Annotated in this window: 22 protein-coding genes; 9 read left to right on the top strand and 13 right to left on the bottom strand. The window is 47.8% G+C overall.

From position 1 onward, the window contains the following. Positions 1–337 precede the first annotated feature (337 nt). The gene (locus tag C7B65_RS19025; protein ID WP_073074299.1) at positions 338–850 is read right to left on the bottom strand and encodes a transposase; all 513 of its coding nucleotides are present in this window, start codon (positions 848–850) and stop codon (positions 338–340) included. 762 nt (positions 851–1,612) lie between these two features. Here C7B65_RS19025 and C7B65_RS19020 point away from each other — a divergent pair. From C7B65_RS19020 to C7B65_RS19010, 3 genes are all read left to right on the top strand, one after another. Next, positions 1,613–2,701, top strand: coding sequence for a 30S ribosomal protein S1 (locus C7B65_RS19020; protein ID WP_073074298.1), 1,089 nt, complete (start codon positions 1,613–1,615; stop codon positions 2,699–2,701). Between the two features lie 70 nt (positions 2,702–2,771). After that, complete coding sequence (locus C7B65_RS19015; protein WP_073074297.1) at positions 2,772–3,512, top strand: HAD family hydrolase; 741 nt, start codon at positions 2,772–2,774, stop codon at positions 3,510–3,512. 25 nt (positions 3,513–3,537) lie between these two features. Continuing rightward, positions 3,538–3,900 (top strand): hypothetical protein, encoded by a 363-nt coding sequence (locus C7B65_RS19010; protein ID WP_083583119.1) that lies wholly within the window; start codon positions 3,538–3,540, stop codon positions 3,898–3,900. Here C7B65_RS19010 and C7B65_RS19005 read toward each other — a convergent pair. From C7B65_RS19005 to C7B65_RS18995, 3 genes are read right to left on the bottom strand one after another with little or no spacing between them, the layout of a single operon-like run. Beyond that, the gene (locus C7B65_RS19005) at positions 3,897–4,190 is read right to left on the bottom strand and encodes a hypothetical protein (RefSeq protein ID WP_073074296.1); all 294 of its coding nucleotides are present in this window, start codon (positions 4,188–4,190) and stop codon (positions 3,897–3,899) included. The two genes, C7B65_RS19010 and C7B65_RS19005, sit on opposite strands and share 4 nt — an antisense overlap. Positions 4,191–4,194: 4 nt before the next feature. Then, on the bottom strand, positions 4,195–4,995 hold the full coding sequence (locus C7B65_RS19000) for a DUF3598 family protein (protein WP_073074295.1): 801 nt from the start codon (positions 4,993–4,995) through the stop codon (positions 4,195–4,197). Between the two features lie 9 nt (positions 4,996–5,004). Continuing rightward, positions 5,005–5,907 (bottom strand): cell division protein FtsX, encoded by a 903-nt coding sequence (locus C7B65_RS18995; RefSeq protein ID WP_073074294.1) that lies wholly within the window; start codon positions 5,905–5,907, stop codon positions 5,005–5,007. A gap of 183 nt (positions 5,908–6,090) precedes the next feature. On the opposite strand from C7B65_RS18995, the gene def reads away from it, so the two are divergent. The 4 genes from def (at position 6,091) to C7B65_RS18975 (ending at position 9,631) form a co-directional block, all read left to right on the top strand. Beyond that, complete coding sequence (gene def, locus C7B65_RS18990; protein ID WP_073074293.1) at positions 6,091–6,654, top strand: peptide deformylase; 564 nt, start codon at positions 6,091–6,093, stop codon at positions 6,652–6,654. Positions 6,655–6,814: 160 nt separating this feature from the next. After that, a complete protein-coding gene (locus C7B65_RS18985; protein WP_073074292.1) occupies positions 6,815–7,012 on the top strand; it encodes a hypothetical protein in 198 nt (65 codons plus the stop codon). Between the two features lie 152 nt (positions 7,013–7,164). Continuing rightward, positions 7,165–8,520: a PrsW family glutamic-type intramembrane protease gene (locus tag C7B65_RS18980; RefSeq protein WP_073074291.1), complete on the top strand. Its 1,356-nt coding sequence runs from the start codon at positions 7,165–7,167 to the stop codon at positions 8,518–8,520. A 157-nt stretch (positions 8,521–8,677) separates the two neighbouring features. After that, positions 8,678–9,631, top strand: coding sequence for a hypothetical protein (locus C7B65_RS18975; RefSeq protein WP_083583117.1), 954 nt, complete (start codon positions 8,678–8,680; stop codon positions 9,629–9,631). Between the two features lie 187 nt (positions 9,632–9,818). On the opposite strand, the gene C7B65_RS28465 is transcribed toward C7B65_RS18975, so the two are convergent. The 6 genes from C7B65_RS28465 to C7B65_RS18950 form a co-directional block, all read right to left on the bottom strand. Further along, on the bottom strand, positions 9,819–10,010 hold the full coding sequence (locus tag C7B65_RS28465) for a hypothetical protein (RefSeq protein ID WP_219898650.1): 192 nt from the start codon (positions 10,008–10,010) through the stop codon (positions 9,819–9,821). A gap of 98 nt (positions 10,011–10,108) precedes the next feature. Continuing rightward, positions 10,109–10,537: a glycosyltransferase family 2 protein gene (locus tag C7B65_RS28460; RefSeq protein ID WP_073074290.1), complete on the bottom strand. Its 429-nt coding sequence runs from the start codon at positions 10,535–10,537 to the stop codon at positions 10,109–10,111. Positions 10,538–10,628: 91 nt separating this feature from the next. Beyond that, positions 10,629–11,396, bottom strand: coding sequence for a methyltransferase (locus C7B65_RS18965; RefSeq protein ID WP_143162090.1), 768 nt, complete (start codon positions 11,394–11,396; stop codon positions 10,629–10,631). 84 nt (positions 11,397–11,480) lie between these two features. Beyond that, the gene (locus C7B65_RS18960; protein ID WP_073074289.1) at positions 11,481–12,611 is read right to left on the bottom strand and encodes an iron-containing redox enzyme family protein; all 1,131 of its coding nucleotides are present in this window, start codon (positions 12,609–12,611) and stop codon (positions 11,481–11,483) included. A gap of 160 nt (positions 12,612–12,771) precedes the next feature. Then, positions 12,772–13,740: a UV DNA damage repair endonuclease UvsE gene (uvsE, locus tag C7B65_RS18955; protein WP_073074288.1), complete on the bottom strand. Its 969-nt coding sequence runs from the start codon at positions 13,738–13,740 to the stop codon at positions 12,772–12,774. A 1-nt stretch (position 13,741) separates the two neighbouring features. Next, positions 13,742–13,957 carry a hypervirulence associated TUDOR domain-containing protein gene (locus C7B65_RS18950; RefSeq protein ID WP_073074287.1) on the bottom strand — a complete coding sequence of 72 codons (216 nt, stop codon included), beginning with the start codon at positions 13,955–13,957 and terminating at the stop codon, positions 13,742–13,744. 183 nt (positions 13,958–14,140) lie between these two features. On the opposite strand from C7B65_RS18950, the gene gorA reads away from it, so the two are divergent. Next, positions 14,141–15,484: a glutathione-disulfide reductase gene (gene gorA / locus C7B65_RS18945; RefSeq protein WP_073074286.1), complete on the top strand. Its 1,344-nt coding sequence runs from the start codon at positions 14,141–14,143 to the stop codon at positions 15,482–15,484. Between the two features lie 509 nt (positions 15,485–15,993). Here the strand turns inward: gorA and C7B65_RS18940 are convergent. After that, on the bottom strand, positions 15,994–17,295 hold the full coding sequence (locus tag C7B65_RS18940) for a Zn-dependent hydrolase (RefSeq protein ID WP_073074285.1): 1,302 nt from the start codon (positions 17,293–17,295) through the stop codon (positions 15,994–15,996). Between the two features lie 111 nt (positions 17,296–17,406). Here C7B65_RS18940 and C7B65_RS18935 point away from each other — a divergent pair, with 111 nt between their 5' ends. Continuing rightward, positions 17,407–17,805: a gamma-glutamylcyclotransferase family protein gene (locus tag C7B65_RS18935; RefSeq protein WP_073074284.1), complete on the top strand. Its 399-nt coding sequence runs from the start codon at positions 17,407–17,409 to the stop codon at positions 17,803–17,805. Positions 17,806–17,870: 65 nt separating this feature from the next. Here C7B65_RS18935 and guaD read toward each other — a convergent pair whose 3' ends face one another. Further along, positions 17,871–19,217 carry a guanine deaminase gene (gene guaD / locus C7B65_RS18930; protein WP_073074283.1) on the bottom strand — a complete coding sequence of 449 codons (1,347 nt, stop codon included), beginning with the start codon at positions 19,215–19,217 and terminating at the stop codon, positions 17,871–17,873. 234 nt (positions 19,218–19,451) lie between these two features. After that, complete coding sequence (locus C7B65_RS18925) at positions 19,452–20,540, bottom strand: hypothetical protein (protein ID WP_073074282.1); 1,089 nt, start codon at positions 20,538–20,540, stop codon at positions 19,452–19,454. Between the last annotated feature and the right edge of the window lie 52 nt (positions 20,541–20,592).

Here is a 20,592-nt window from a genome sequence, read left to right as displayed (position 1 = left end):
TAAAAATGTAGTAGTATTTGTCTAGTTCTGTGCCTCAAGTCTTCACGGTCAAGCGTCGTGAATTGCATTGATTTAAGGTTGAGTTCCAACTCTTCTATCAGAATTTCAACAAATACTCAAATCAAGCAAGTGGCGTTCTTGTGTTCTTGACGGGAAGACATAATTTCTAGAATGATGCTGTCGTAGGCAATACGAGGTGATGAGCAGTCTCCTAGTGCATCTGAAATTCCTGTAAAATCTGCCAATCGCTGCTACGAATCAACACGCGCTGATTAGCCAAGCGCATTTGAAGTGTTTCGGAAGTGCTGACCATTAAGAAAGTGTTTGTAAAGGTTGGTTAAGCAGTTTTAGGCTCGCAAGCTCGTCGATTTTTGGCTAATCGTCGCAGCATTAGTCGAATCATGACGATATAAATCATCCCTTCGTGATTTTCCGGCAACCGCTCATAGTCGCGAGTCAGGATTCGGGCATTCTCCAACCAAGTCCAAGTCCGCTCAACAATCCATCGTTTGGGTTCGACCTGGCAACCTTTGGTCTCAGTTGGACGCTGACTCATCTCAACGCTCACTTGTCGCTCTGGCTCGGCAAAGTAGCGGGTGATTAATGCGCTTAAGACTTCCCGATCTCCTTGGTCTGCCAGCACTTTAGCAATCCGTTCAAACTGCTCCCACACCCAGACCAAAACCGCAGGAGCCGCCTTGACATCGGCGGTATTCGCAGCAGTGACATAACCGCCCAACACGAGTCCCAATCCCTCTACAACAAGATGGTGCTTGCACCCTTTCACCTTTTTGGGTCCATCAACCCCGTGTTCTTCCCCCTTTTGGTCCGAGTTTGACGGACTGACTATCGATGATCCCTAAGCGCGGTTGGGACTCTCGCCCTTCCCGAACCCGCACTTGCGGCACTAAAGCTGCATTCCTCATAAGGTTCACTCAATAAGGTTCACTGAGGGTCTCAACTGAGAAATAGTCGCTTCCTTTAGGTATCGCTGATCTATTCGCTCACTGGACTACTCCTTCATTTATATTTACAAACACTTTCTGAACAAGACTGGCAACCGAAGTTGCGCTCCACCCCAGACCCTGTTCCTGCATTGGCATAATTTCCTGAACATTCAAAATAATCGCTTCTCCTAGGGGAGAAGCGAGAAGGGAGAAAATTAGGCTCTTGCCCCCTCGCCCACAAGGGCGAGAGGGGCTGGGGGTGAGGGGTAAAGTCTCTCGCGACAATGAAACCACCCTGCCGGAATTGGGGAGCTAGGGGGCGTTCCCGGATTGGCAATCGCCGCGAGAAATTTCATCGAATTCACGTTAAAGAAAAAGCCCGTCTTCAAAAACGCGCGGTTTTGTAATTTTGAAGACATCATCGCCGTTTGTCTTCCATAAGCTAGATGATAAATCTTGCTAATAAAGTTTAGTCATTCAGAAATATTCAGGTGTGAAGAGGGAGCCGGGTTGCGTTATGATAATGCTTCTAAACTCTTAGTCTGTCTAAAAGCAAATCTCTTACAATGGTGGAGAGGTGAAGGTGTAGGCTGCACACAATTATTCTGTGCATCGCATCGACAGGAGGCGAACCCTTACGGAGATACCACTGGGAAACTATCAGCATGGTCAATCAGAACACTTTAACTATTGATGTCGGCTTTACTCACGAAGATTTCGCAGCTTTGCTCGACAAATACGACTATCACTTCAGCCCTGGTGATGTCGTCGCCGGGACCGTATTTAGTCTAGAGCCAAGAGGCGCTCTGATTGACATCGGTGCTAAAACTGCTGCATACATTCCCATTCAGGAGATGTCAATCAACCGCATTGACAACCCTGAAGAAGTGTTGCAGTCTAATGAAACTCGCGAATTCTTCATTTTGGCAGATGAAAATGAAGACGGGCAGTTGACCCTTTCCATTCGTCGCATTGAATATATGCGCGCTTGGGAGCGAGTTCGACAACTTCAGGCTGAAGATGCTACGGTGCGATCGCTCGTGTTTGCAACCAACCGAGGCGGTGCCCTAGTTCGCATTGAGGGTCTGCGCGGGTTTATTCCGGGTTCTCACATCAGCACTCGCAAACCCAAAGAAGAATTGGTGGGTGAAGAGTTGCCCTTGAAATTTTTAGAAGTAGACGAAGAGCGAAACCGTCTGGTTCTCAGCCATCGTCGTGCCCTCGTTGAGCGTAAGATGAACCGCCTTGAAGTGGGCGAAGTCGTCATCGGCACGGTGCGTGGCATCAAGCCTTATGGCGCGTTTATTGACATCGGCGGTGTGAGCGGTCTGCTGCACATCTCAGAAATCTCTCACGATCACATTGACACGCCTCACAGCGTCTTTAACGTCAATGATGAGGTGAAGGTGATGATCATCGACCTTGATGCCGAGCGTGGTCGGATCTCGCTGTCTACTAAGCAGCTAGAGCCTGAACCTGGCGACATGGTGAAAAACCCTGAGGTGGTTTACGAGAAAGCTGAAGAAATGGCAGCAAAGTATCGTGAACAGATGCAGATCAATCAGCAGGGCAGCGCTCCGGCAGCAGTTGCCGAAGAAGTGGCTGCGGTTGAAGAAGAAATTCCTTCTGCGGAAGAAGAGGCAGAAATTCCTCCGATCGAAGCTGTGATTGAAGAAATTCCTTCTGCGGAAGAAGAGGCAGAAATTCCTCCGATCGAAGCAGTCGAAGAATTGGTTCCCGCGATCGACGAATAGTTGCCGCTAATTGATTCACAGAAAGAGGGAGTAATATCCCTCTTTTTTATTGACCCTGATCACAAACGCTATGGCGACGATTCAATGTGGTGCCAAAACTTTCTATAACGTTGAGGCAGTTCTCTTCGACAAAGATGGAACGTTAGCCGACTCCCGTGATTTTCTGGTTGCTTTGGCGCTGCAACGATCGCGCTTTGTCGAGGCGCAAGTGCCCGGAGTCAAAGAGTCTTTATTAAAGACATTCGGACTAGTCGATGGACGAGTCAACCCCGTCGGATTGATTGCCGTCTCGACTCGTCAAGAAGATGAGATCGCAACGGCTGCCTGCATTGCTGCAACCGGGCGAGACTGGATCGAGGCAAAAACGATCGCTCACACTGCTTTGCTGGATGCCGATCGTGCCCTCCCTTGCAAAGCTGAACTGACTCCGCTTTTTGAAGGGGCACGTCTGTTACTCAAATCCTTGGTAGGTTCCGATCTCAAAATCGGCGTTCTCTCTGCTGACACCGAAGAAAACGTGCAAGATTTTGTCAAACTCTATGATCTCGCGGCTTATTTCCAGGTGCAAATGGGCAGCCGTAACGGACTGAGCAAACCTGACCCACGCCTGCTGCATCTAGCGTGTCAAGCGTTAAAAGTGTCTCCTGCTGCTACTTTATTGATCGGAGATTCTAGTGCAGATATTGAATTGGCGAGACGAGGCGGCGCGATCGCAAGTGTGGGAGTAACTTGGGGAGGCACCCATCCCCATCAATTGGCAAATGCCGATGTGATCGTCGATCGCTTCGAGCAAATTCATCAAATTCATTAAAACAATCCTGTGGAGCTTTTTGATCATGCGATATTTCATTTTATTAACGCTGTTGGTGTTTCCGTTTGTCGTCAGCCCGATCGTGCGTGCCCAATTCACCGATCCGATCGTTCAAGCCAAAGTTAAAGAAATCGAAGCACTCAGCCGCGCCAAAAATCTTGCACGTCAAGCGGGTGAAGCGGCGAATGGTGGGCTTGGCGTTTATCGGGCAGAGCGATCAATGCACGGCTCGGCCGCCCAATCTCCTTACGTTGATAAAGGTGACTTTTGGCTATTTACCTTCAAAGGAAGCGCTCCGGGTTCTGACACTCCATTTATAGAGACCGAAGTGCGCGTAGACAAAGCCGACTTCAAAACAACGGTGCTTTACAATGGTGCGATTCGTTAAGTCGTCTCAGCTTGAATCTCTTGTAAAATCGTTGAAATTTCTTCTTCCGATTGAATGTGTCTTGCTAATACTTGAGCCATTGTTTCTAGCACCCGTTCAGAAAAAACCTCAGTTAAATCTTGCCGCAGCCCTTGCCCGATATAGAGCCTCAGCAGCACTTCTAAAGGCATATCTCGACTATCTGCAACCCTTTTAAGCGATTCCAACACATCAACTGGAACTTGAAGCGCAACGGTTTTTGTCACACGAGGGCGAAGATGCAATTTGAGATTTTCTTCAGGGTTGTTCATAGGTTTAAGAAGTTTTCCTTTCGGTCAACAAAGTCAAGCTCACCCATTCTCCTTTATCGCTGTAGCGGCGGATCAGTCGTTGACGCAAATCGGGCTGAAGCAACCAACCCACTTCTAAAAACAATGGCTGACCCAATTTAATTTGCACCGGGCACGTCGAAGAAGCTCCACCTGGCAACAACAGCACTTGTATCTGCTCAAACGAAAGCACCGAACCGTGAATTGTTGCCGTTGACGCGATCGTCCTCTCTCCCCCAAACGATAATTCTTGCACCAGCCGATCGCTTCCTTCACGGTGCAGCTTTAAGGATGTTTGATAAGAGTCAGGCGATCGCCCGTCAGGATAAATCGTCACCGCTTCACCGTTCCACTCGCCCACGAGATCATCCACTGTCAAAAGCGGAAACTCTGGCGCATTCGTTCCGACTCGCTGCTCTCGAATCAGCGTTAATTGCTCAAGCTGACTCTCTTTGTTAAACAACTGCACTAGGCGAAGGCGACGATCGTCGTGCAGCAAAGCTAACTCTGCCCCAAACTGCGTGTAGGGCGCAAACTGCATTGATCCTGTAGAAAACGCCCCATTTTCACAAAATCGCAGCCCACCGCCGATCGTCGAATATTCCGCCACGAGATCTTCTTTACCTGCACGGCGCAGCGTCAGGCGCACCTTCTGATTATTGTCTAGCCCTTCTAGAGATAGCAAAGACGGCGTATCGCTGAGAATTTCTCCTCGCGGCGAGAATTGCGTAAACGAACCCTGCCACTCGCCTAGATTTTGTAGAAAACAGTCCCATTGAGATTTCATAAGGTTGAATTAGCGAGTTGCAAAACGACGAACGGCAAAGAGACTTCCTAACAAACCGACAGAGCCACCAAATCCCAGCAAGATCAGCGGCAGAGCCAGCGTGTCGATCGGGCGAACTGACAGATCCGTTGCCAAGAATTGTACAAAATCTGGCTGCTGCGCCAGCAAGCTTCTCAAAAACTGTTCGACCGCTCGAATCAAGCCCCAGGCGATCGTCGCGCCTACCACTCCAAACACCACGCCTTGCAAGATAAACGGTAGATAAATCCAGCTTGAGGTTGCCCCAACTAGTTGCATGACCTCGATCTCGTGGCGACGTGCCATAACGATCAGGCGGATAGTGGTGCTGATCACAGCGATCGCCGTCAGCGTCAATAGCCCGGTAATCATCAAACTTAGCCAATTTAAGCCGCGATTGAGTTGAGCGATGCGCTTGACGGCTTCGTCTACATATTGTACGTCTTCCACGCCCGGCAACCTTTTCAGCTTTTTAGCCAAGATGGGAACCGACTCTGAAGATTTAGCCCTGACTTTGAGTTCGTCTACTAAGGGGTTGCCTTCAAGCTGGCGATCGGCATCTTTGAGATCAGAAATGCCTAGATCTTTGACCAGGTTTGCCCAAGCTTCTTCTTTAGGAATATTCTTCACCGCCTCAGCTTCTGGAAACTTTATCACCACGGGTTTCAGGGTTGCGCCATCGACCCCAGTTTCTAAATAAACCGAAACCTCTAGCTGACTGCCCACCTGATTGAGCAAGCCTTCTAGCTGCCAAGAAGCCTGCAAACCCATGCCAAACAGAAACAGCAGCACTGTCACTGTGCTGACGGCTGCCCAATTCATCCAGCCACCGCGACGCAAACCGAGCAGCGTTTCTCGCCCCAAATAATCTAGCTTTGTCAAAAAACGAAACACACGCTATCCCCAAATTTTGGTCGTCTCCGTTATCTTTTATCACCAAGTTGGCAAAGCTTCTAAAAAATTTGGGCGACATCAAACATAAAATCTCTAACATTTGGGGGAGTCGCCAGAATTCGTTAAGATAGATTTAAAGCGGAATCAGTTCGACCTTTGTCATATTGTTGAGAAATTAAGTCCATGACTTCTGAAGTTTTGGTTGAGAAGAAAAAGTTAGCGAAGCCACCCTTAGAGATTTACCAACTGGGCGATCGGGTGTTGCGTCAGCCCGCCAAGCGTGTCTCAAAAATTGATGCTGAGATTCGGCAGATGGTGCGTGAGATGCTGCAAACCATGTATAGCGAAGATGGCATCGGGTTAGCAGCTCCGCAGGTGGCGATCAATAAGCAGCTAATTGTTGTAGACTGTGACCCTGAAAATGCAGCAACTCCGCCTCTGATTTTGATCAACCCGGTGATCAAAAAATCGAGCCGTGACTTTGAGGTTGGGCAAGAAGGCTGTCTGAGCATTCCAGGAGTCTATTTAGATGTGACGCGCCCAGAAGCGATCGACGTTTCTTTTAAAGATGAGCATGGTCGTCCACAGATCATCAGTGCCACCGGGTTACTTGCCCGGGCCATTCAGCACGAAATTGATCACTTAAATGGGGTGCTGTTTGTCGATCGCGTTGAAAATAAGCTGGCTCTCACTCAAGAACTCACCAAGCGCGGCTTTTCGGCTCATGCGGTCAAACCGATCGCTTAGGGCTATGGATTAAGTAACTTCTGATTCTATGGGTTAGGCATCTTGCCTGACCTCAAACAGCCGAGACGGCTGTTCCACCTTAACTTAATCCGCGATCGCTTAAAGTTTGAGTGAACCGATTAAATAAACTTTAGAATTATTAAAATTAGGGGCAAAATCTGTGACTCCAAAAAGTGGTGTGTTTTTAGGCGGATCGTGTGTGGCAGCGATCGCCGCAGTCGGTTCGGTTTTCGAGTTATCGTCTGGCAACCCTCAGCTAGGTGGACTGACCACCGGAATTATTCTCGCAATCAGTGTGCCGCTCACAGCAATTTTCTTTTACACTGCCGTCTTAGACACCAAAGCGAACCAAAAATGAACCTCAAGTCATTGAGTTTGACTGGCAGATTCTTCATTCAAACTTGATGATTTAGCCAAAAGGGTTCAAGATTATGTATGAAATGTTTCCTATAGCCTGACATCTTCTACCGGGTGCTTCTGGCTCATGCCATCCGCTGAAATCCGCGAACAATGACGGGCAACCCCCTTGCGATCGCTTCACTGCGACAACTGCCCAGTGGAAGCTTTTCTGCACAGAAACAGCCAACCTATTCTCTTTCTACTGAACAAATAATGGCGATCGGGCGTGACCCTCGTTGCCAAGTTGTTCTCGACTCGACTGTCTATGGCTCGGTTTCGCGTCGTCACGTTGAGATTCGCCCAACTGCCACCACTGCAAACGGGCGACCTACCTGGTGGGTGTGTGATCTCAATAGCTCAAATGGCACTTATCTGAATGGCAAACGGTTGCGAGGATGCAGAGTTTTGAATGGGGGCGATCGAGTTTCGTTGGGGCAAAATGGCCCAGAGTTTGTGTTTGACTATTGCGCTCCTCCAAACCCTTCACCGCCTGTCCAGACTCTAAAGGAGATGAAGCCGCTCCTACTCGTGCCACGGGTTCCTAGAAATTCTGTCACGTTTACTCAGCTTTTTCCGATCGCTTCGGCAGGGCTGAATCTGCACCAAAAAGCCTATCTTGCCCCCGCCATGATCACGGTTGGCTTTGTGGTCAGCCTGTTTGTAGCCGTCGGGAACGCGGTTCTATTTAACCTTTTATTAGCCACTTATATCGCCCTGGCTGCTTACTATTTTGTCTATCGACTTTGCGGCAAGCACAAACCCTGGTGGGTGCTGTTGAGCGCAGGGTTGACGACGGTGCTGTTGTTGCGAAGTCCGGTTTTGCCGCTGTTCATTGTGCTGTTTCGACAACTCTTGCCGGGGCAAGTTCCCGAAGCGGGAGAGCCGATGAACTTTATGGTGCTACTGATTCGGATGTTTTTTGGTGCGGGGTTAATGGAGGAGCTACTTAAAGCCCTGCCGCTTTTAGGTTTTTATCTTTTAGGACGATTGCTTCCAACTCCTTGGAAAGAGCGCGTTGGCATCTCAGAACCGCTCGATGGCATTTTGTTAGGGGCGGCTTCTGCTGTAGGCTTTACTCTGCTGGAAACTCTGGGGCAGTATGTGCCGGATATGATTCAAAACACAACATTGCAGCTTGGCGATGGGCCCCGGCAGCTCATGGGGCTGCAACTGCTGATTCCTCGTCTGTTAGGTTCAATATCAGGGCACATGGCTTATAGCGGCTATTTTGGCTATTTTATTGGGTTGAGCGTTTTGAAGCCTAGACAAAGCGCAGTTATTTTGGGGATCGGCTACCTTTCGGCGGCTAGTTTGCATGCTTTGTGGAATGCGATCGGTTCGGTGAGTCCTTTTGTTTTGGCACTCGTCGGAATTTTGTCTTATGCCTTTTTAGGGGCTGCCATTCTTAAAGCTCGCACGTTATCACCGACACGATCGCAAAATTTTGCCACTTATCTAAGGAGATAAAAAAAGATTTTTTCACCCTCTGAGATTGCAGATATTCCTTCTTTAGAGAGAGGGTTCAAATGACGTTCGTTCTTACGCTCTAAAAGTCAAGCTGAAAAGTCAACAGCGCTTTTTGGTGGCGATCATAAACCTACGTCTAGAATTTATTAGATAAGCTATGAAATTTAATCTGTTTCGGTTCAAACGTGTTTTCTTACCCCTAAGTTTTGTTTGCCTAGCTGTTTTTGCAGGCAACTTAAAAGCACAGGCAGAAGGCCCCAGCAGCGATCATGCGCCACTTGCAGAAAGCTCTGTTAGTGCGTCGATCGCTGCCCCATCACAACCGATCATGCCTCGCGTGGTTAAGCCAGTTCCGGGTAAAGTGGCTCAGTCTGCGATCGGGCTGTCGAGTCTCCGATCGCCTCAGGAAGCGAAGACTCCTGCTCAAGCCAATTTTACAGAATCTCCTATTTCACCTGGAACCGCTGTGGCTCAGAACACAAGCCCATCTGGGACTTCTCAACCTGACACATCGGGGACTCCGACCCAAACTCAGAGCGCTCCGCAGCCTGTTCAGACCCCAGTTCAAACTGAGACGACTCCCACTCAAACGACTCCTCAGATTCAGCCTACTGTTCCGACTGAGACGACTCCCACTCAAACGACTCCTCAAACCACACCAATTCTGAATCAAGTTTCTCCGGGGCAATCGACTCGATCGGGTTCTAGCTATGTGGGGATCGGCGGCAATATTGGCATCGGCAGTGGCGACACTTCACTGGGCGAAGGCAGCTTTGCAGTGATCAGCAAGATTGGCTTACTGCGTTCGTTTTCGGTGCGTCCTTCTTTGCTATTTAGCGGTGACGTGACAATTTTGCTTCCGGTTACTTATGATTTCTCGTTTGGCGAAGGCCCGACCGAAACGCTAGGCTTTACGGCTGCCCCTTATGTCGGGATCGGAGCCGCGATTTCGACCGGAGATGGTGGTGACGTTGCGCTGCTGCTAACGGGTGGAGTTGATGTTCCTATTAGCTCACAGTTTACGGCGACGGCTGCGGTAAACGCCACTGTGACTGGAGAAACGGCTATTGGCATTTTGGTAGGCGTTGGGTACAACTTTAGCGGGTTCTAACTGAACGTCAGTTCGACGAGGTTTTTCGCTTCGTTGTCAGCGGCTTCTGCCCCCTAAATCCCCCATTTTGGGGCACTTTGAACCGGAGATTTTGGCTTGAAGTGAGCCAGCTTTGGGGATTTAGGTAGCTCTCCCGAATTCACAACCGGAGCAACCCACTTCTATCGAACCGACGTTAATTGAAACGTCAGTTCGATGAGTTCTTTTGCTTCGTTCTCCAGCGCTTCAGCCCCCTAAATCCCCCAAAATTGGGGGACTTTGAACACTGTTGCCAAAACCGGAAGCCGCCCACAGTGCGAAGCTTGGCAGTGTCATACATCACACATCCGCCGACCCAGGCAACGCGATATTTGCGCGATCGCTCAGGAGTGAGTCCCATTTTTGCTGAAGATGATAGAGATTCGCTGCGTTGTGCAGCCGCCAGCGATCCCACTCAAGCATTCCAGGTTCTAGAGTTTCTGACTCAACTTTTCCCTCCTAAAACTCGATCGCTTGCTCATGAGTTCTGACATCTTCAATAAAGCTCAACCCGCTTGCGCTGCCCACAAAACCGCAGCCTTCTTCTTGAATCGCGGTTAGCATTTGTTGAACGACATAAGATTCTAAAATCAGATCGTCATCTAAGAATAGAGCATAGGGAGCCGTCACTTGGTCGAGCAGAAACTGCCGATGTTCTGCCATGCCCAAGCGTGGTAAATGCTTGTGAATTTCGATCGGTTGACCGTGCGATCGTAAGGCTCTTAAAACGGCTGTCACCTCCGCGATCAAGCCACTGTCAAAGTCTTCAGTCTGGTCAGAAATAACGACGCAAAAGTCGCGATAAGTTTGAGAGATTAGACTGGCGATCGTAATCGCTAATGCTGCTGGGCGATTATAATTAGGAATCAGAATATCAACGGTTGCCATTTCACACACGCCTCACCAACAGCTACAAAAAGAGAATAGGTAATGAACTAATTATTCATTACCTATAGATTCTGAATTGACCATGAAAACATCACAAAGATGTCATCACTTGAATCAGTTCGGTAGATATATCTGCATCACAAAGAGAATGTTTCTTAAACAAAACACCTGCCAAGAAGTAAATGTTGCCAGAATAAAAGGCTTTACGATTTTGGCGCAACTCAGAGATGTGATTTTTGACCTTGGGTTCTGAACTGTAATAACCGAATTTTAGCGGTGTAATCATAAAATCAGCAACACTATAACCATTTGCCCGTGCATGCTCGATCGTGCCAACTGGATTAGAGTAGCTAGAAATTAGCAGCATCACACTCGGATAGTTGAGCGATAGCAATCGATTGGTAATGGTTGCACCGTCAACCCCACCGTGTAATAAAGGCATGGAAATATTGTTATCGGGTGCGGGAATGTAAGGCGGATTAGCAATCAGATATTGAGCATCAGGTTGAGATGTTTCAAAAAAGGACTGATTGTAAACTGTGTATTGATGGTTGAGATTGTGTTGGTTAATTCTAGATTGAGCAACTGCATGCGCTGAAGAATTCAGTTCATAGCCGTGCACTTTGCTGTTAAAATTAATTCTGGTTAAAGAATTGATAACCGGAGTGCCATCACCACAGCCAAACTCTACGACTAAATCAGAATTGCTGCACTGATTAAACACCAAACGCTCTAAACAATGGGAATAGAAGTGGGATTCTTCAGGGCAGAAAAAGACTTCCTTTTCAGAAAAAGACTTTTTAGACTCAGGGGATTCGCTTTGTGAAGCTCCAGAAGAGCGCAGCAATATTCCAGTCAAGGTAATAACCTCACTTTGTGATAGGGAGTTAATAACAAAATTTAGTGAAGGGCAAGCGATCGCCCGTCCTAATCAAATCGAGCGCTAGGGTGCTGGAATGACGGGCAAAAGGTCAGTCTGTTCACCCTGACGAATCACTTGCACAGCCGCAGCGCTGGCTCGATCACCCATTAATTTTTCCTGTTCATAGCCCAGCACGATCTGCCAAGCCTGATCGGGATACATCTGCACCAAAGGCAGCGTGACGTTTTCGATCATCCAGCGTCCGTGCCGCTCGTCTTCTTTGATGTGCAAATCCCAATAGCCCATCGCCCCATCAGAAAGCTGCAACCGTTGGGCTGCTGCTAAATAAGTGCGATAAGCTGACGGGCCTGCCACCTCAAAATAGGCAAGTCCTCCGTTGTAGCGCAGAAAGTGGCGCTTACATTCTGTGAGCAGGAAGTTGTGATTAATGCTGGCCAAAACTTCCCAGGGCACCAACTCAAAATAGGCTTCTGGCTGGGTGCTAAGTCCGAGTTCGGTCAGCATTTGAGCAAAGAATGTGGAATGTTTTCGCGAGAGACGACCATTGCCATATTCTTCAAGCAGCACTTTGGTTAAAGTGGCTTGTACCTCATTAGCTGCGCCTCCTAAAATCCGAGACAGCCGACTGGCTTCGATTAGCCCATCAAACGACGTAATGGCAAGTAAGTAACGATAGCCCTCAAAGGTCATTTGCTCGCGCATATAATGAGCATCCGACGAGAGAGGCGGATCGAGGTCGGCGGCAAAGCGATCGAGCAGTGCCTGTTTTGCATCTAGCGATCGATAGTCATCGACTGCCAGCTTTGACAATTCCCACTGTTGCCACGGGGTTTCGATGCGATCGCGGATTTGGTGCAGATAGAGCGATCGCTCGTTGGAATAGTGACGCAAATCATCGTACCAAAACAGATTGAGCCGATTGATGCGATAGAGGACTCGTTGAATAAAGCGATGAGCCGCCTCCAACCCTTGCGGAGTTTGATATGCGTCTTCGAGAGCAGAATTAAGCGCGTTTTCAAACAGGCTAACCGCCGCAGCGTGAGTCTGCAAGTTACGATCTAAATCTTCGACCTCGACTAGAGTGATAAACGCTTCTTCGGCCGCGTAGTAGGCATTGTGTTTTAGCTGAGTTTTTAGGGTTGCAGGAATTACCCGCGCGGTTTCCGGGAATGCAACTAAGCTACCTTGCATAGGTCGTGACTTCTATTTGTACTCTCTCGTACATATTGGATTAAATATTTGATGAATTCTATCTACTCAAGATATAGATCAGTCAATCTAAAGGTAGAGTTTAGGCGTTCTAGTTTTCATCCCTAGATAGACGGATCTACGAGTTTAGAAGCAATTTCTGCTAGTGCAATAAACTAATCTTATCACTCTCTTTTCCAGGGGTTAACTGAGGCGGCTCTGAGATTACAGGAGTCAACTCATTCACGTTAGAAAACAACCATTCATCTTGCAATTTTTTGATTGCCAATTCTTTCTGCTTGGCTTCTACCTCGATCCAAGGTGCTTGACGATAGGCGCTCGGCATTACCGTGATGTAGTCGCTGTGACGCTGATCCATAAAGGCTTCGGCTCCATTTGAAATATGCACTACTTGCCACTCTGGAACCGCCCAAGTCGATCGGGCTGCCTCCAACATTGCGGCAACGCTCGGATCTTCATAGGTGTCTAAATGCTCGTGAATCACATGATGATGCGCGTCGAATAGCATTGGCACATTTGCCGCTTGACAGACTGCAAAAATATCCTGACTGCTATAGGTATATTCATCATTTTCTAAGGTCAGGCGCGATCGCACATTGTCAGGTAGCGCTTGAATGACCTGAATTAATCGCTCTGCCCGATCGCCCTTGCCGCCGTGAATATTCATCAACGCCCACGGTGATTGAGGCAATCTCAAAAAATCAAAGATTCGAGCGTGAGTTTTGAGAATTTTGATGCTGTTTTCGATCACTTCAGGACGATCGGAACTGAGTACTACAAACTGATCTGGATGCAACACTAAACGGATGTTTAAATGAGAGGCACGAGCGCCAACTAGTCCAATCTCTGCTTCAAACTCTTCTAAGACTTTCTCACCGATCACATCATCTGCAAACGGAAACAGCGCAGAACTGATCCGATATAAACGAATTTGATTGTTGCTGCAAAACTCGATCGCCTCGCTCAAGCGCCGCAAATTATCGGCATAGAGATCGCGCAACATTCGCGCTTGCTCTGACGAATCGAACTGAAACAGCCTCTTACGGGTCACAGTTCGATAGCGCACTGCTTTTGATGCGGTGATACAGACCAATCCCAGTTCTGGCATCATACTATTTTTCAGTTTTCTTGAGTGATCCGGGCTTGTGAATGGCTTCCTTCCCCGTCTTGTCACTCTCTACCAAATACTCAGGGTTCTCTTTTGAAGCCTCAAAGTGGTGTCCCTTAAGCTCGGTTGGCTCAGTAATTTTTTTCTTAACTGTGCCTTCGACCTCGTTACCAGAACTGTTCCACTCAACTTGATCGCCTTTCTTAAAGGTTTCAGTCATTGTTGCTAATCTATTGTTTTCACATTTTTAAAGATATTCTAAAGCTGCGATCGTCAACCTCTCTCTTTTGATAACAGATCCTCAATTTCACCTCACAATTTTTCTCTTTCTATAGGTAGGTGTCACGATTGATGCTAACTCCTTAGAGTCACGACAGATGGGCACTCTCAAACTGACTTAGCTATGACTGAAGATTATGATTTGTTTGTGATTGGGGCAGGCCCTGGGGGCTTGGCAGCCGCAAAGCAAGCAGCCCACTATGGCGCACGGGTCGCGATCGCAGAAGCCAACTACCTCGGTGGCACCTGTGCAAATTTGGGGTGTATTCCTAAAAAACTCATGGTTTATGCGGCTGATTTTGCTCACTATGCAGACGCATCTGAAGGCTATGGTTGGAGCGGCGATCGTCCTCAGTTTGACTGGGCAAAATTTGTCAAAGCGCGAGATCAGGCAATGGCTCAATTTCGGCAGAACCATGAGCGATCGTTGATCCAAAAGGGGATTCGATTAATTCACGATCGGGCAGTGTTAATCGATGCTCACACGGTAGAAATCGCCGATCAGAAAATCACCGCCGATAAAATACTCCTCGCAGTCGGCAGTCATCCCAACAAACTCAACATTCCTGGCATTGAACACACCGTCACGTCTGACAAGATGTTTCACCTGCCGCAATTGCCGCAAAAAATTGCCATCATTGGCGGCGGATATATCGGCGTTGAATTTGCCAGCGCGCTACGCGGATTTGGGACAAAAGTGTTTGTGATCAACAACGAACACTGCATTCTGAATGGATTCGACCCCGCGATTAGCAACGCCATTCACAATGGCTTAACTCAGCGAGGCATTGAGATTGCTTGCAGCACGACCGTTAAAGAAATTATTGCTGGCGATCGCGCCTTGCAGCTAACGTTGTCAGACCACCCGACCCCGATCACCGCCGATCTGGTTTTGTGCGCGATTGGACGCACTGCCAATTTAGACAACTTAGGCTTAGAGCGCGTCGGCGTTGAGATTGATCGGGACGCGATCGCTGTCGATGCCCACAGCCGCACCAGCCAGCCCAATATCTTCGCGGTTGGAGACTGCACCAATCGCAAGCAGCTAACCCCCGTCGCGCTATCAGAAGGTCGCGCCTTTGCCGACACAATCTTTGGCGACTATGCTTGGACAGTGGATTATGACAGCGTACCATCGGCGGTTTGCTGTCGCCCCGAAGCGGCATCGGTAGGAATGACTGAGCCACAGGCACAGGCACACTTTGGCGAGGCGGCAGTTCGCTGTTATCAAAGCGAGTTTCAGCCGTTATTTCACAGCTTAAGTGGTCAAAACGAAAAGGCTTTGATCAAGCTTGTTGTGAACTGTAGCAATGATCAAGTGATCGGCATTCACATCGTGGGTGATCAAGCAGCCGAAATGCTACAGGGATTTGCATTGGCAATGAAAAAAGGAGTTACTAAACAAGAGATTGACTACACGATCGGGATTCATCCTTCTTCTGCTGAAGAGATTTTCTCGATGCGTTGAGGCAATGTGACGTACAACAGCAAGATTCTCAGGTTCGTGGTCTTTGCGAATTTGACAAGCGTCCTCTAGAAAAGCCAACTCTAAACCGCATTATCTCACTCTCTCCTATTCAGGCACTAATACCGTCGTCAATTTAACAAGATAGTTCATAGATGCTTCTAAAGGTGAACAGCAAAAGCTAAGCTGCAAATAAAATGAAAGGTAAAAGCGCGTCAAGTAATCGTAGATCAGTAAATGAGCAAACCCAAAGAACATACTGCCGCAAACGATAAAATCAATACTCAAGCGAACGCAACGGCATCTAAAGTCGAAATCCTTGCCAAAACTCTATCTAGAAAGTAACCCTGCTGAAATTTCTGATGCCACGATCGCAGAACTCTATGATTAGCTCTGGAGTGAGTTTAAGGATACCCCGCTAAATATAGAATTTTCATGGTATGCGCGTTACAACGAATTTAAGACAGGAGTTTTGTGATATCCAAAAAACGATCTCATCCAATGCAATCGCGTCATAAAGTTTCAGAGGTGTATGGGGGCATTGAGGCTGGCTTATTCTCTGGAACATCCCTGATGGGATACAGCCGATCGAGACGAATCAACGTCTGCAACAGCATCTCTACGCCCTGAGCACATTCTTCAGGTGAGGTGTATTCGTCTTCGGCGTGGCTGATCCCAGCTTGGCTAGGAACAAAAATCATACCCATATCAGCGATCAGCCCCATTTCTTGAGCATCGTGACTCGCGCGGCTGGGCAAGTGGCAATAACTCAAACCCATTTCTTCGCAAGTTTGCACGATCGCCGTCTGAATTTGAGGAGTCGCTAAAACTGCTTCGGTTTGCAGAATGGGCGTGATTGTGATTTCAGTTTGGCTCGATTTAGCGATCGCTTGTAGCTGTTGCTGAAGCTGCTCAGATAATAAGATCAAATGTTCTTGATCAACGTCACGCATGTCGATCGTCAGTTCGACCTGTCCTGGCACAATGTTGGCAGCGTTAGGAACGACGTTTAATGCGCCAACCGTTGCAACAGGCGAACCCGAAGCGTTTTTAGCGAGATTATTGACTGCCAACACAATTTGAGAAGCGGTCACTAACGCATCTTTTCTTAAGTGCATCGGCGTAGTGCCTGCGTGGTTCGATCGACCGATCACCGTCACGATATAGCGGTGTTGCCCAACGATTCCCTCGACGACTCCAATTTGTTTGCTGTAGTGTTCTAAAACTCCGCCTTGCTCAACGTGTAGCTCAATAAATGCAGCAATGTCAGAGGGATTGCGTTTGGCAGTGGCGAGTTTTGACCAATCGCCGCCCACTCGCTGGAGACAAGTCTCGATCGAGGTGCCATCATCGCGCCGATAATATTCAGGCTCACTGAAAGCCGTTCCTGAGATGGCTTTTGCGCCAATCATCCCGCCTTCTTCGTCGGTGAAAACCACTACCTCTAGGGGATGGTCGAGTTGAATCGAGCGATCTCGCAGCACTCTCACGACTTCAATTCCGGCTAATACTCCGAGCGCTCCATCATAACGTCCGCCAGTCGGAACGGTATCAATGTGAGATCCTGTAACTAGGGCAGGTGCCCCCGATCGCTTTCCAGCATAGGTGCCGATAATGTTGGCAGCCGCATCGATGTGCACAGTCATTCCGGCTTCTCGCATCCATCGCTGCACCAGTTGCCGCGACTGAATCACTTCGGGACTGTAGGCAATGCGGCACACGCCTCCATTGGGCAGCTTGCCGATCGTAGCGAGTTCAGCGATGTTTTGGTTGAAGCGATCTTGGTTAACAAAAGATGCGGTAATCACAGTCATGATGATTTACTGTTTTGAAGACGACAGAGATATACAATTTCAAGCAAATCGCTAATGTGTTGTCATATACTTTTCTGCAATATAGTGTTCCTACGCTAGGGAGATAACGTTATGACTGAAACAAGTTCTGAGGCAAAACGCGTGTTTATCTGTGGATCGGCACTCAAGGGGCAACCCGACCACGGAAATCTCCAGTCTGCTAAGTTTATTCGATCGGCTAAAACTCGTGCTTTATATCGTCTTCATTCAGCCGCCGATGGTTGGCACCCAGCGATTTATCAAGTTGAGAAAAACGGAGTCAGCATTCCCGGTGAGGTCTACGAACTGACGTTAGAACAGTATGACTATTTGGTGTCAACCGAGCCGCCTAATATGTATCCGAGCGATGTGATTTTAGACGATGGGGAAGTGTTAACCGCGATGCTTTATCCGCGTGAGTTGGTCGAAAAATTTGGCTGGCTAGATATTTCTGACCTTGGAGGCTGGGCGGACTATAAGGCGCAGAGTTGAAGCGTAAAAATTCTCTTCCATGTGTTGATGTTTATCATCGCGCGTAAAACCCTGTGCCTCAATCTTTACGAGTCTGAGGGCTTGATCTCATGTGCCAAATTCCCTTTTATGTAAGTTGCTTTTACAGCCCGATCGTCGCCCAACATCATCAGGGCAAATGCACTACTCGCCAAATCCTCTAAAGATGCCGTTAAAGTGGGGTTCCGCAGTGCCATTAGCGGCGTTGCCTGCAAGTCTAAAACGATAAAATCTGCTTCTTTGCCCCCATCAAAACTTCCCAATTTATCATCAAGCGAGAGTGCTCTGGCAGACCCCAACGTTGCCAAATAAAACGCCTGAAATGCCGATAGCTGCCCTCCTTGAAGTTGAATCACTTTGTAGGCATCCGCCATAGTTTGCAGCAGTGAAAAGCTGGTTCCGGCTCCAACATCGGTGCCAAACCCGACGTTGACAGGCTGCTCGATCGATTTAGCTTTGCCCAAGCTAAATAAGCCACTGCCTAAAAATAAATTAGAAGTGGGACAGAATGCGATCGCGGCTCCAGCGTTGGAGAGGCGCTCAAATTCTGAATCGCTGAGGTGAATGCCGTGGGCAAAAATAGAGCGATCGCTGACTAATCCAAATCGCTCATACACCTCAAGATAGTCTTTGTTCTCAGGAAAAAGCGCTGATGTGAACTCAATTTCTTTAAGGTTTTCTGAAAGATGACTGTGTACATAAACATCTGGAAACTCTGCTTTTAATACCCCCGCCAGCGTTAATTCTTCATTCGTGGAAGTAATCGCAAATCGAGGCGTAATCGCATAGAGAAGCCGATCTTTGTGATGCCATTTGCGAATCAGTTCCCGATTTTGTTCGTAGGCAATTTTGGCATCGTTGAGCAAAAAATCGGGCGCATTGCGAGTCATTAACACCTGTCCGGCAATCAGGCGCATATCGCGCCGTTGAGCTTCCTCAAATAAGACATCAACCGAGTGAGGAAAAATTGTGGTTAACACTAGAGCAGTGGTCGTGCCATTCCGCAAAAGTTCGTCTAAGAAAAAGGACGCGATCGTTCTTGCATACTCTACGTCTCTAAATTTTGCCTCAGTCGGAAACGTGTATTTGTTCAACCATTCCAGCAGTTGTTCGCCATGAGCGGCAATCATTTCGGTTTGCGGATAGTGAACGTGCAAGTCGATGAATCCTGGTAAAATTAAGTTACCTGAATAAGTGGTGATATCTAAATCTGCGTACTGATCTCTGAGAGTTTCGTAGTGATCAAATGCTTTGATTTTGCCGTTTTCAATCACCAATAAACCATCTGCAAGATAGCGAACGCTTTCTGACTCAGCGATCAAAAACGGATCATCTACAAAATCTAGAAACGAGCCGCGAATCGCGTGAAGCTGTGAATGCGTTGCGTCAGACATCATGATATTTTAGTGAATCTTTTGGGCGCGGTCTTTTAGTATAAATCCACCTCGATCGTTTTGAGAATCTTGCAATCTTGTTAAGGATCGTGGATTAAGTAAGACCCGGATTTGCCCTCACCCCAAGGAGAGGGAGCCAGAGTTGGGGAGAAGGGTTGATGAGGGCGAAAGGCTACAACGTAGCCCAAACACTATGCAGTTTTATTTAACTTACGATCCTAAGTATCTGACTACTTAGTAGCGCAAAAGTCGACCGAGCCGCTCACGCAGCCAAAGCTCGTAGCGAAACACTAGAAACACCATCAGGGGAATCACCCCACAGCCGATTAAAAAAACGTTCGCAACAACCGATAGATCAACGCTGAAATAATCTTGCGCTAAAATTACAAAATCGTTATCGATAACGCCACCAATACCGCCTTCATACATCTCTCGATAGTCGGGATCATGGGTTAGCTTCCAGGAAAACTCAAAATCGGCAAATAAAGTAAAAAATCCCAACATGCCATAGATTGAGCGATCGCCCGCAAAACGGCAAAAATATCCGCTTAGTGATAAATACAAACAGACTGCGATCGCGACTAGCTCCATGCCGTGACCCATAAATGTCGAAAGCATTAAATTAGTAGAGGTCAATAGACAAAAACTATAAATGCTAGTGAAAATTCCTAGCAATACTAAAATAAATCGATAGTGCCGACAATAATAAATTAGAAAAGCGATCGCAAGATAAACTGAACAAATAACCGCTATAGACTGATCAAAAACTAACGTGATGCCTCCACCATAAACAAGATTAACTGACGGAATTGCAGGACGACCAAACAACCAATGAGTCACCGCGTGTCCGATTTCATGCACCAAGATCAGGAATCCGTGAAATACAATTCTGAGCGGACTGATGATCAGTGAGATTGCAAGAATTAATCCAGTTAGCAATGCACCTAAGCCTTTCGAGTCAATGGATCTGGTGAGCGATCGCGAATGCTTTTCTACAGCCCGATTCTGATGATGAATTGATGGGGTTGATGAAGGCAAAATCACTGTCTCAGTCCAGAGAGTCTGATTGACTTCAGTCACCCGTCCCAAAACCTGAATTGATTGGATGCGATCGTACCTCAAATCCTGCATTTTTTCTTGAATGAGCGCAACTGCGGATTCAGAGTCTGGCACTCGATCGGACTCTAATAAAATTCGTAAACAGTTCGATTGCAGACTGACCTTCACCGTGATTTCTCGATCGGCAAATGCCTGATTGAGTAAGGCTGAGATTGCCCACACCTCGCCCTGGTTAGCGAGTTCCATTAACTCCGATTCATTCATTAGGTGATCACCAACGGTTTCTAGGATTAGATTTCCCGGCGTTGCTGAATGA

The organism is Phormidesmis priestleyi ULC007 (assembly GCF_003003695.1).
GTDB classification, from domain to species: domain Bacteria; phylum Cyanobacteriota; class Cyanobacteriia; order Leptolyngbyales; family Leptolyngbyaceae; genus Phormidesmis_A; species Phormidesmis_A priestleyi_A.
The sequence above is the reverse complement of the archived record's forward strand: the minus strand, read 5'-3'. Positions and strand labels throughout refer to the sequence as shown.

Coding starts and splice junctions, on each gene's coding strand:
- C7B65_RS19020 (WP_073074298.1), top strand. CDS start 1,613: ATGGTCAATCAGAACACTTTAACTATTGATGTCGGCTTTACTCACGAA.
- C7B65_RS19015 (WP_073074297.1), top strand. CDS start 2,772: ATGGCGACGATTCAATGTGGTGCCAAAACTTTCTATAACGTTGAGGCA.
- C7B65_RS19010 (WP_083583119.1), top strand. CDS start 3,538: ATGCGATATTTCATTTTATTAACGCTGTTGGTGTTTCCGTTTGTCGTC.
- C7B65_RS19005 (WP_073074296.1), bottom strand. CDS start 4,190: ATGAACAACCCTGAAGAAAATCTCAAATTGCATCTTCGCCCTCGTGTG.
- C7B65_RS19000 (WP_073074295.1), bottom strand. CDS start 4,995: ATGAAATCTCAATGGGACTGTTTTCTACAAAATCTAGGCGAGTGGCAG.
- def (WP_073074293.1), top strand. CDS start 6,091: ATGACTTCTGAAGTTTTGGTTGAGAAGAAAAAGTTAGCGAAGCCACCC.
- C7B65_RS18980 (WP_073074291.1), top strand. CDS start 7,165: ATGACGGGCAACCCCCTTGCGATCGCTTCACTGCGACAACTGCCCAGT.
- C7B65_RS18975 (WP_083583117.1), top strand. CDS start 8,678: ATGAAATTTAATCTGTTTCGGTTCAAACGTGTTTTCTTACCCCTAAGT.
- C7B65_RS28465 (WP_219898650.1), bottom strand. CDS start 10,010: ATGGGACTCACTCCTGAGCGATCGCGCAAATATCGCGTTGCCTGGGTC.
- C7B65_RS28460 (WP_073074290.1), bottom strand. CDS start 10,537: ATGGCAACCGTTGATATTCTGATTCCTAATTATAATCGCCCAGCAGCA.
- C7B65_RS18960 (WP_073074289.1), bottom strand. CDS start 12,611: ATGCAAGGTAGCTTAGTTGCATTCCCGGAAACCGCGCGGGTAATTCCT.
- uvsE (WP_073074288.1), bottom strand. CDS start 13,740: ATGATGCCAGAACTGGGATTGGTCTGTATCACCGCATCAAAAGCAGTG.
- C7B65_RS18950 (WP_073074287.1), bottom strand. CDS start 13,957: ATGACTGAAACCTTTAAGAAAGGCGATCAAGTTGAGTGGAACAGTTCT.
- gorA (WP_073074286.1), top strand. CDS start 14,141: ATGACTGAAGATTATGATTTGTTTGTGATTGGGGCAGGCCCTGGGGGC.
- C7B65_RS18940 (WP_073074285.1), bottom strand. CDS start 17,295: ATGACTGTGATTACCGCATCTTTTGTTAACCAAGATCGCTTCAACCAA.
- C7B65_RS18935 (WP_073074284.1), top strand. CDS start 17,407: ATGACTGAAACAAGTTCTGAGGCAAAACGCGTGTTTATCTGTGGATCG.
- guaD (WP_073074283.1), bottom strand. CDS start 19,217: ATGTCTGACGCAACGCATTCACAGCTTCACGCGATTCGCGGCTCGTTT.
- C7B65_RS18925 (WP_073074282.1), bottom strand. CDS start 20,540: ATGAATGAATCGGAGTTAATGGAACTCGCTAACCAGGGCGAGGTGTGG.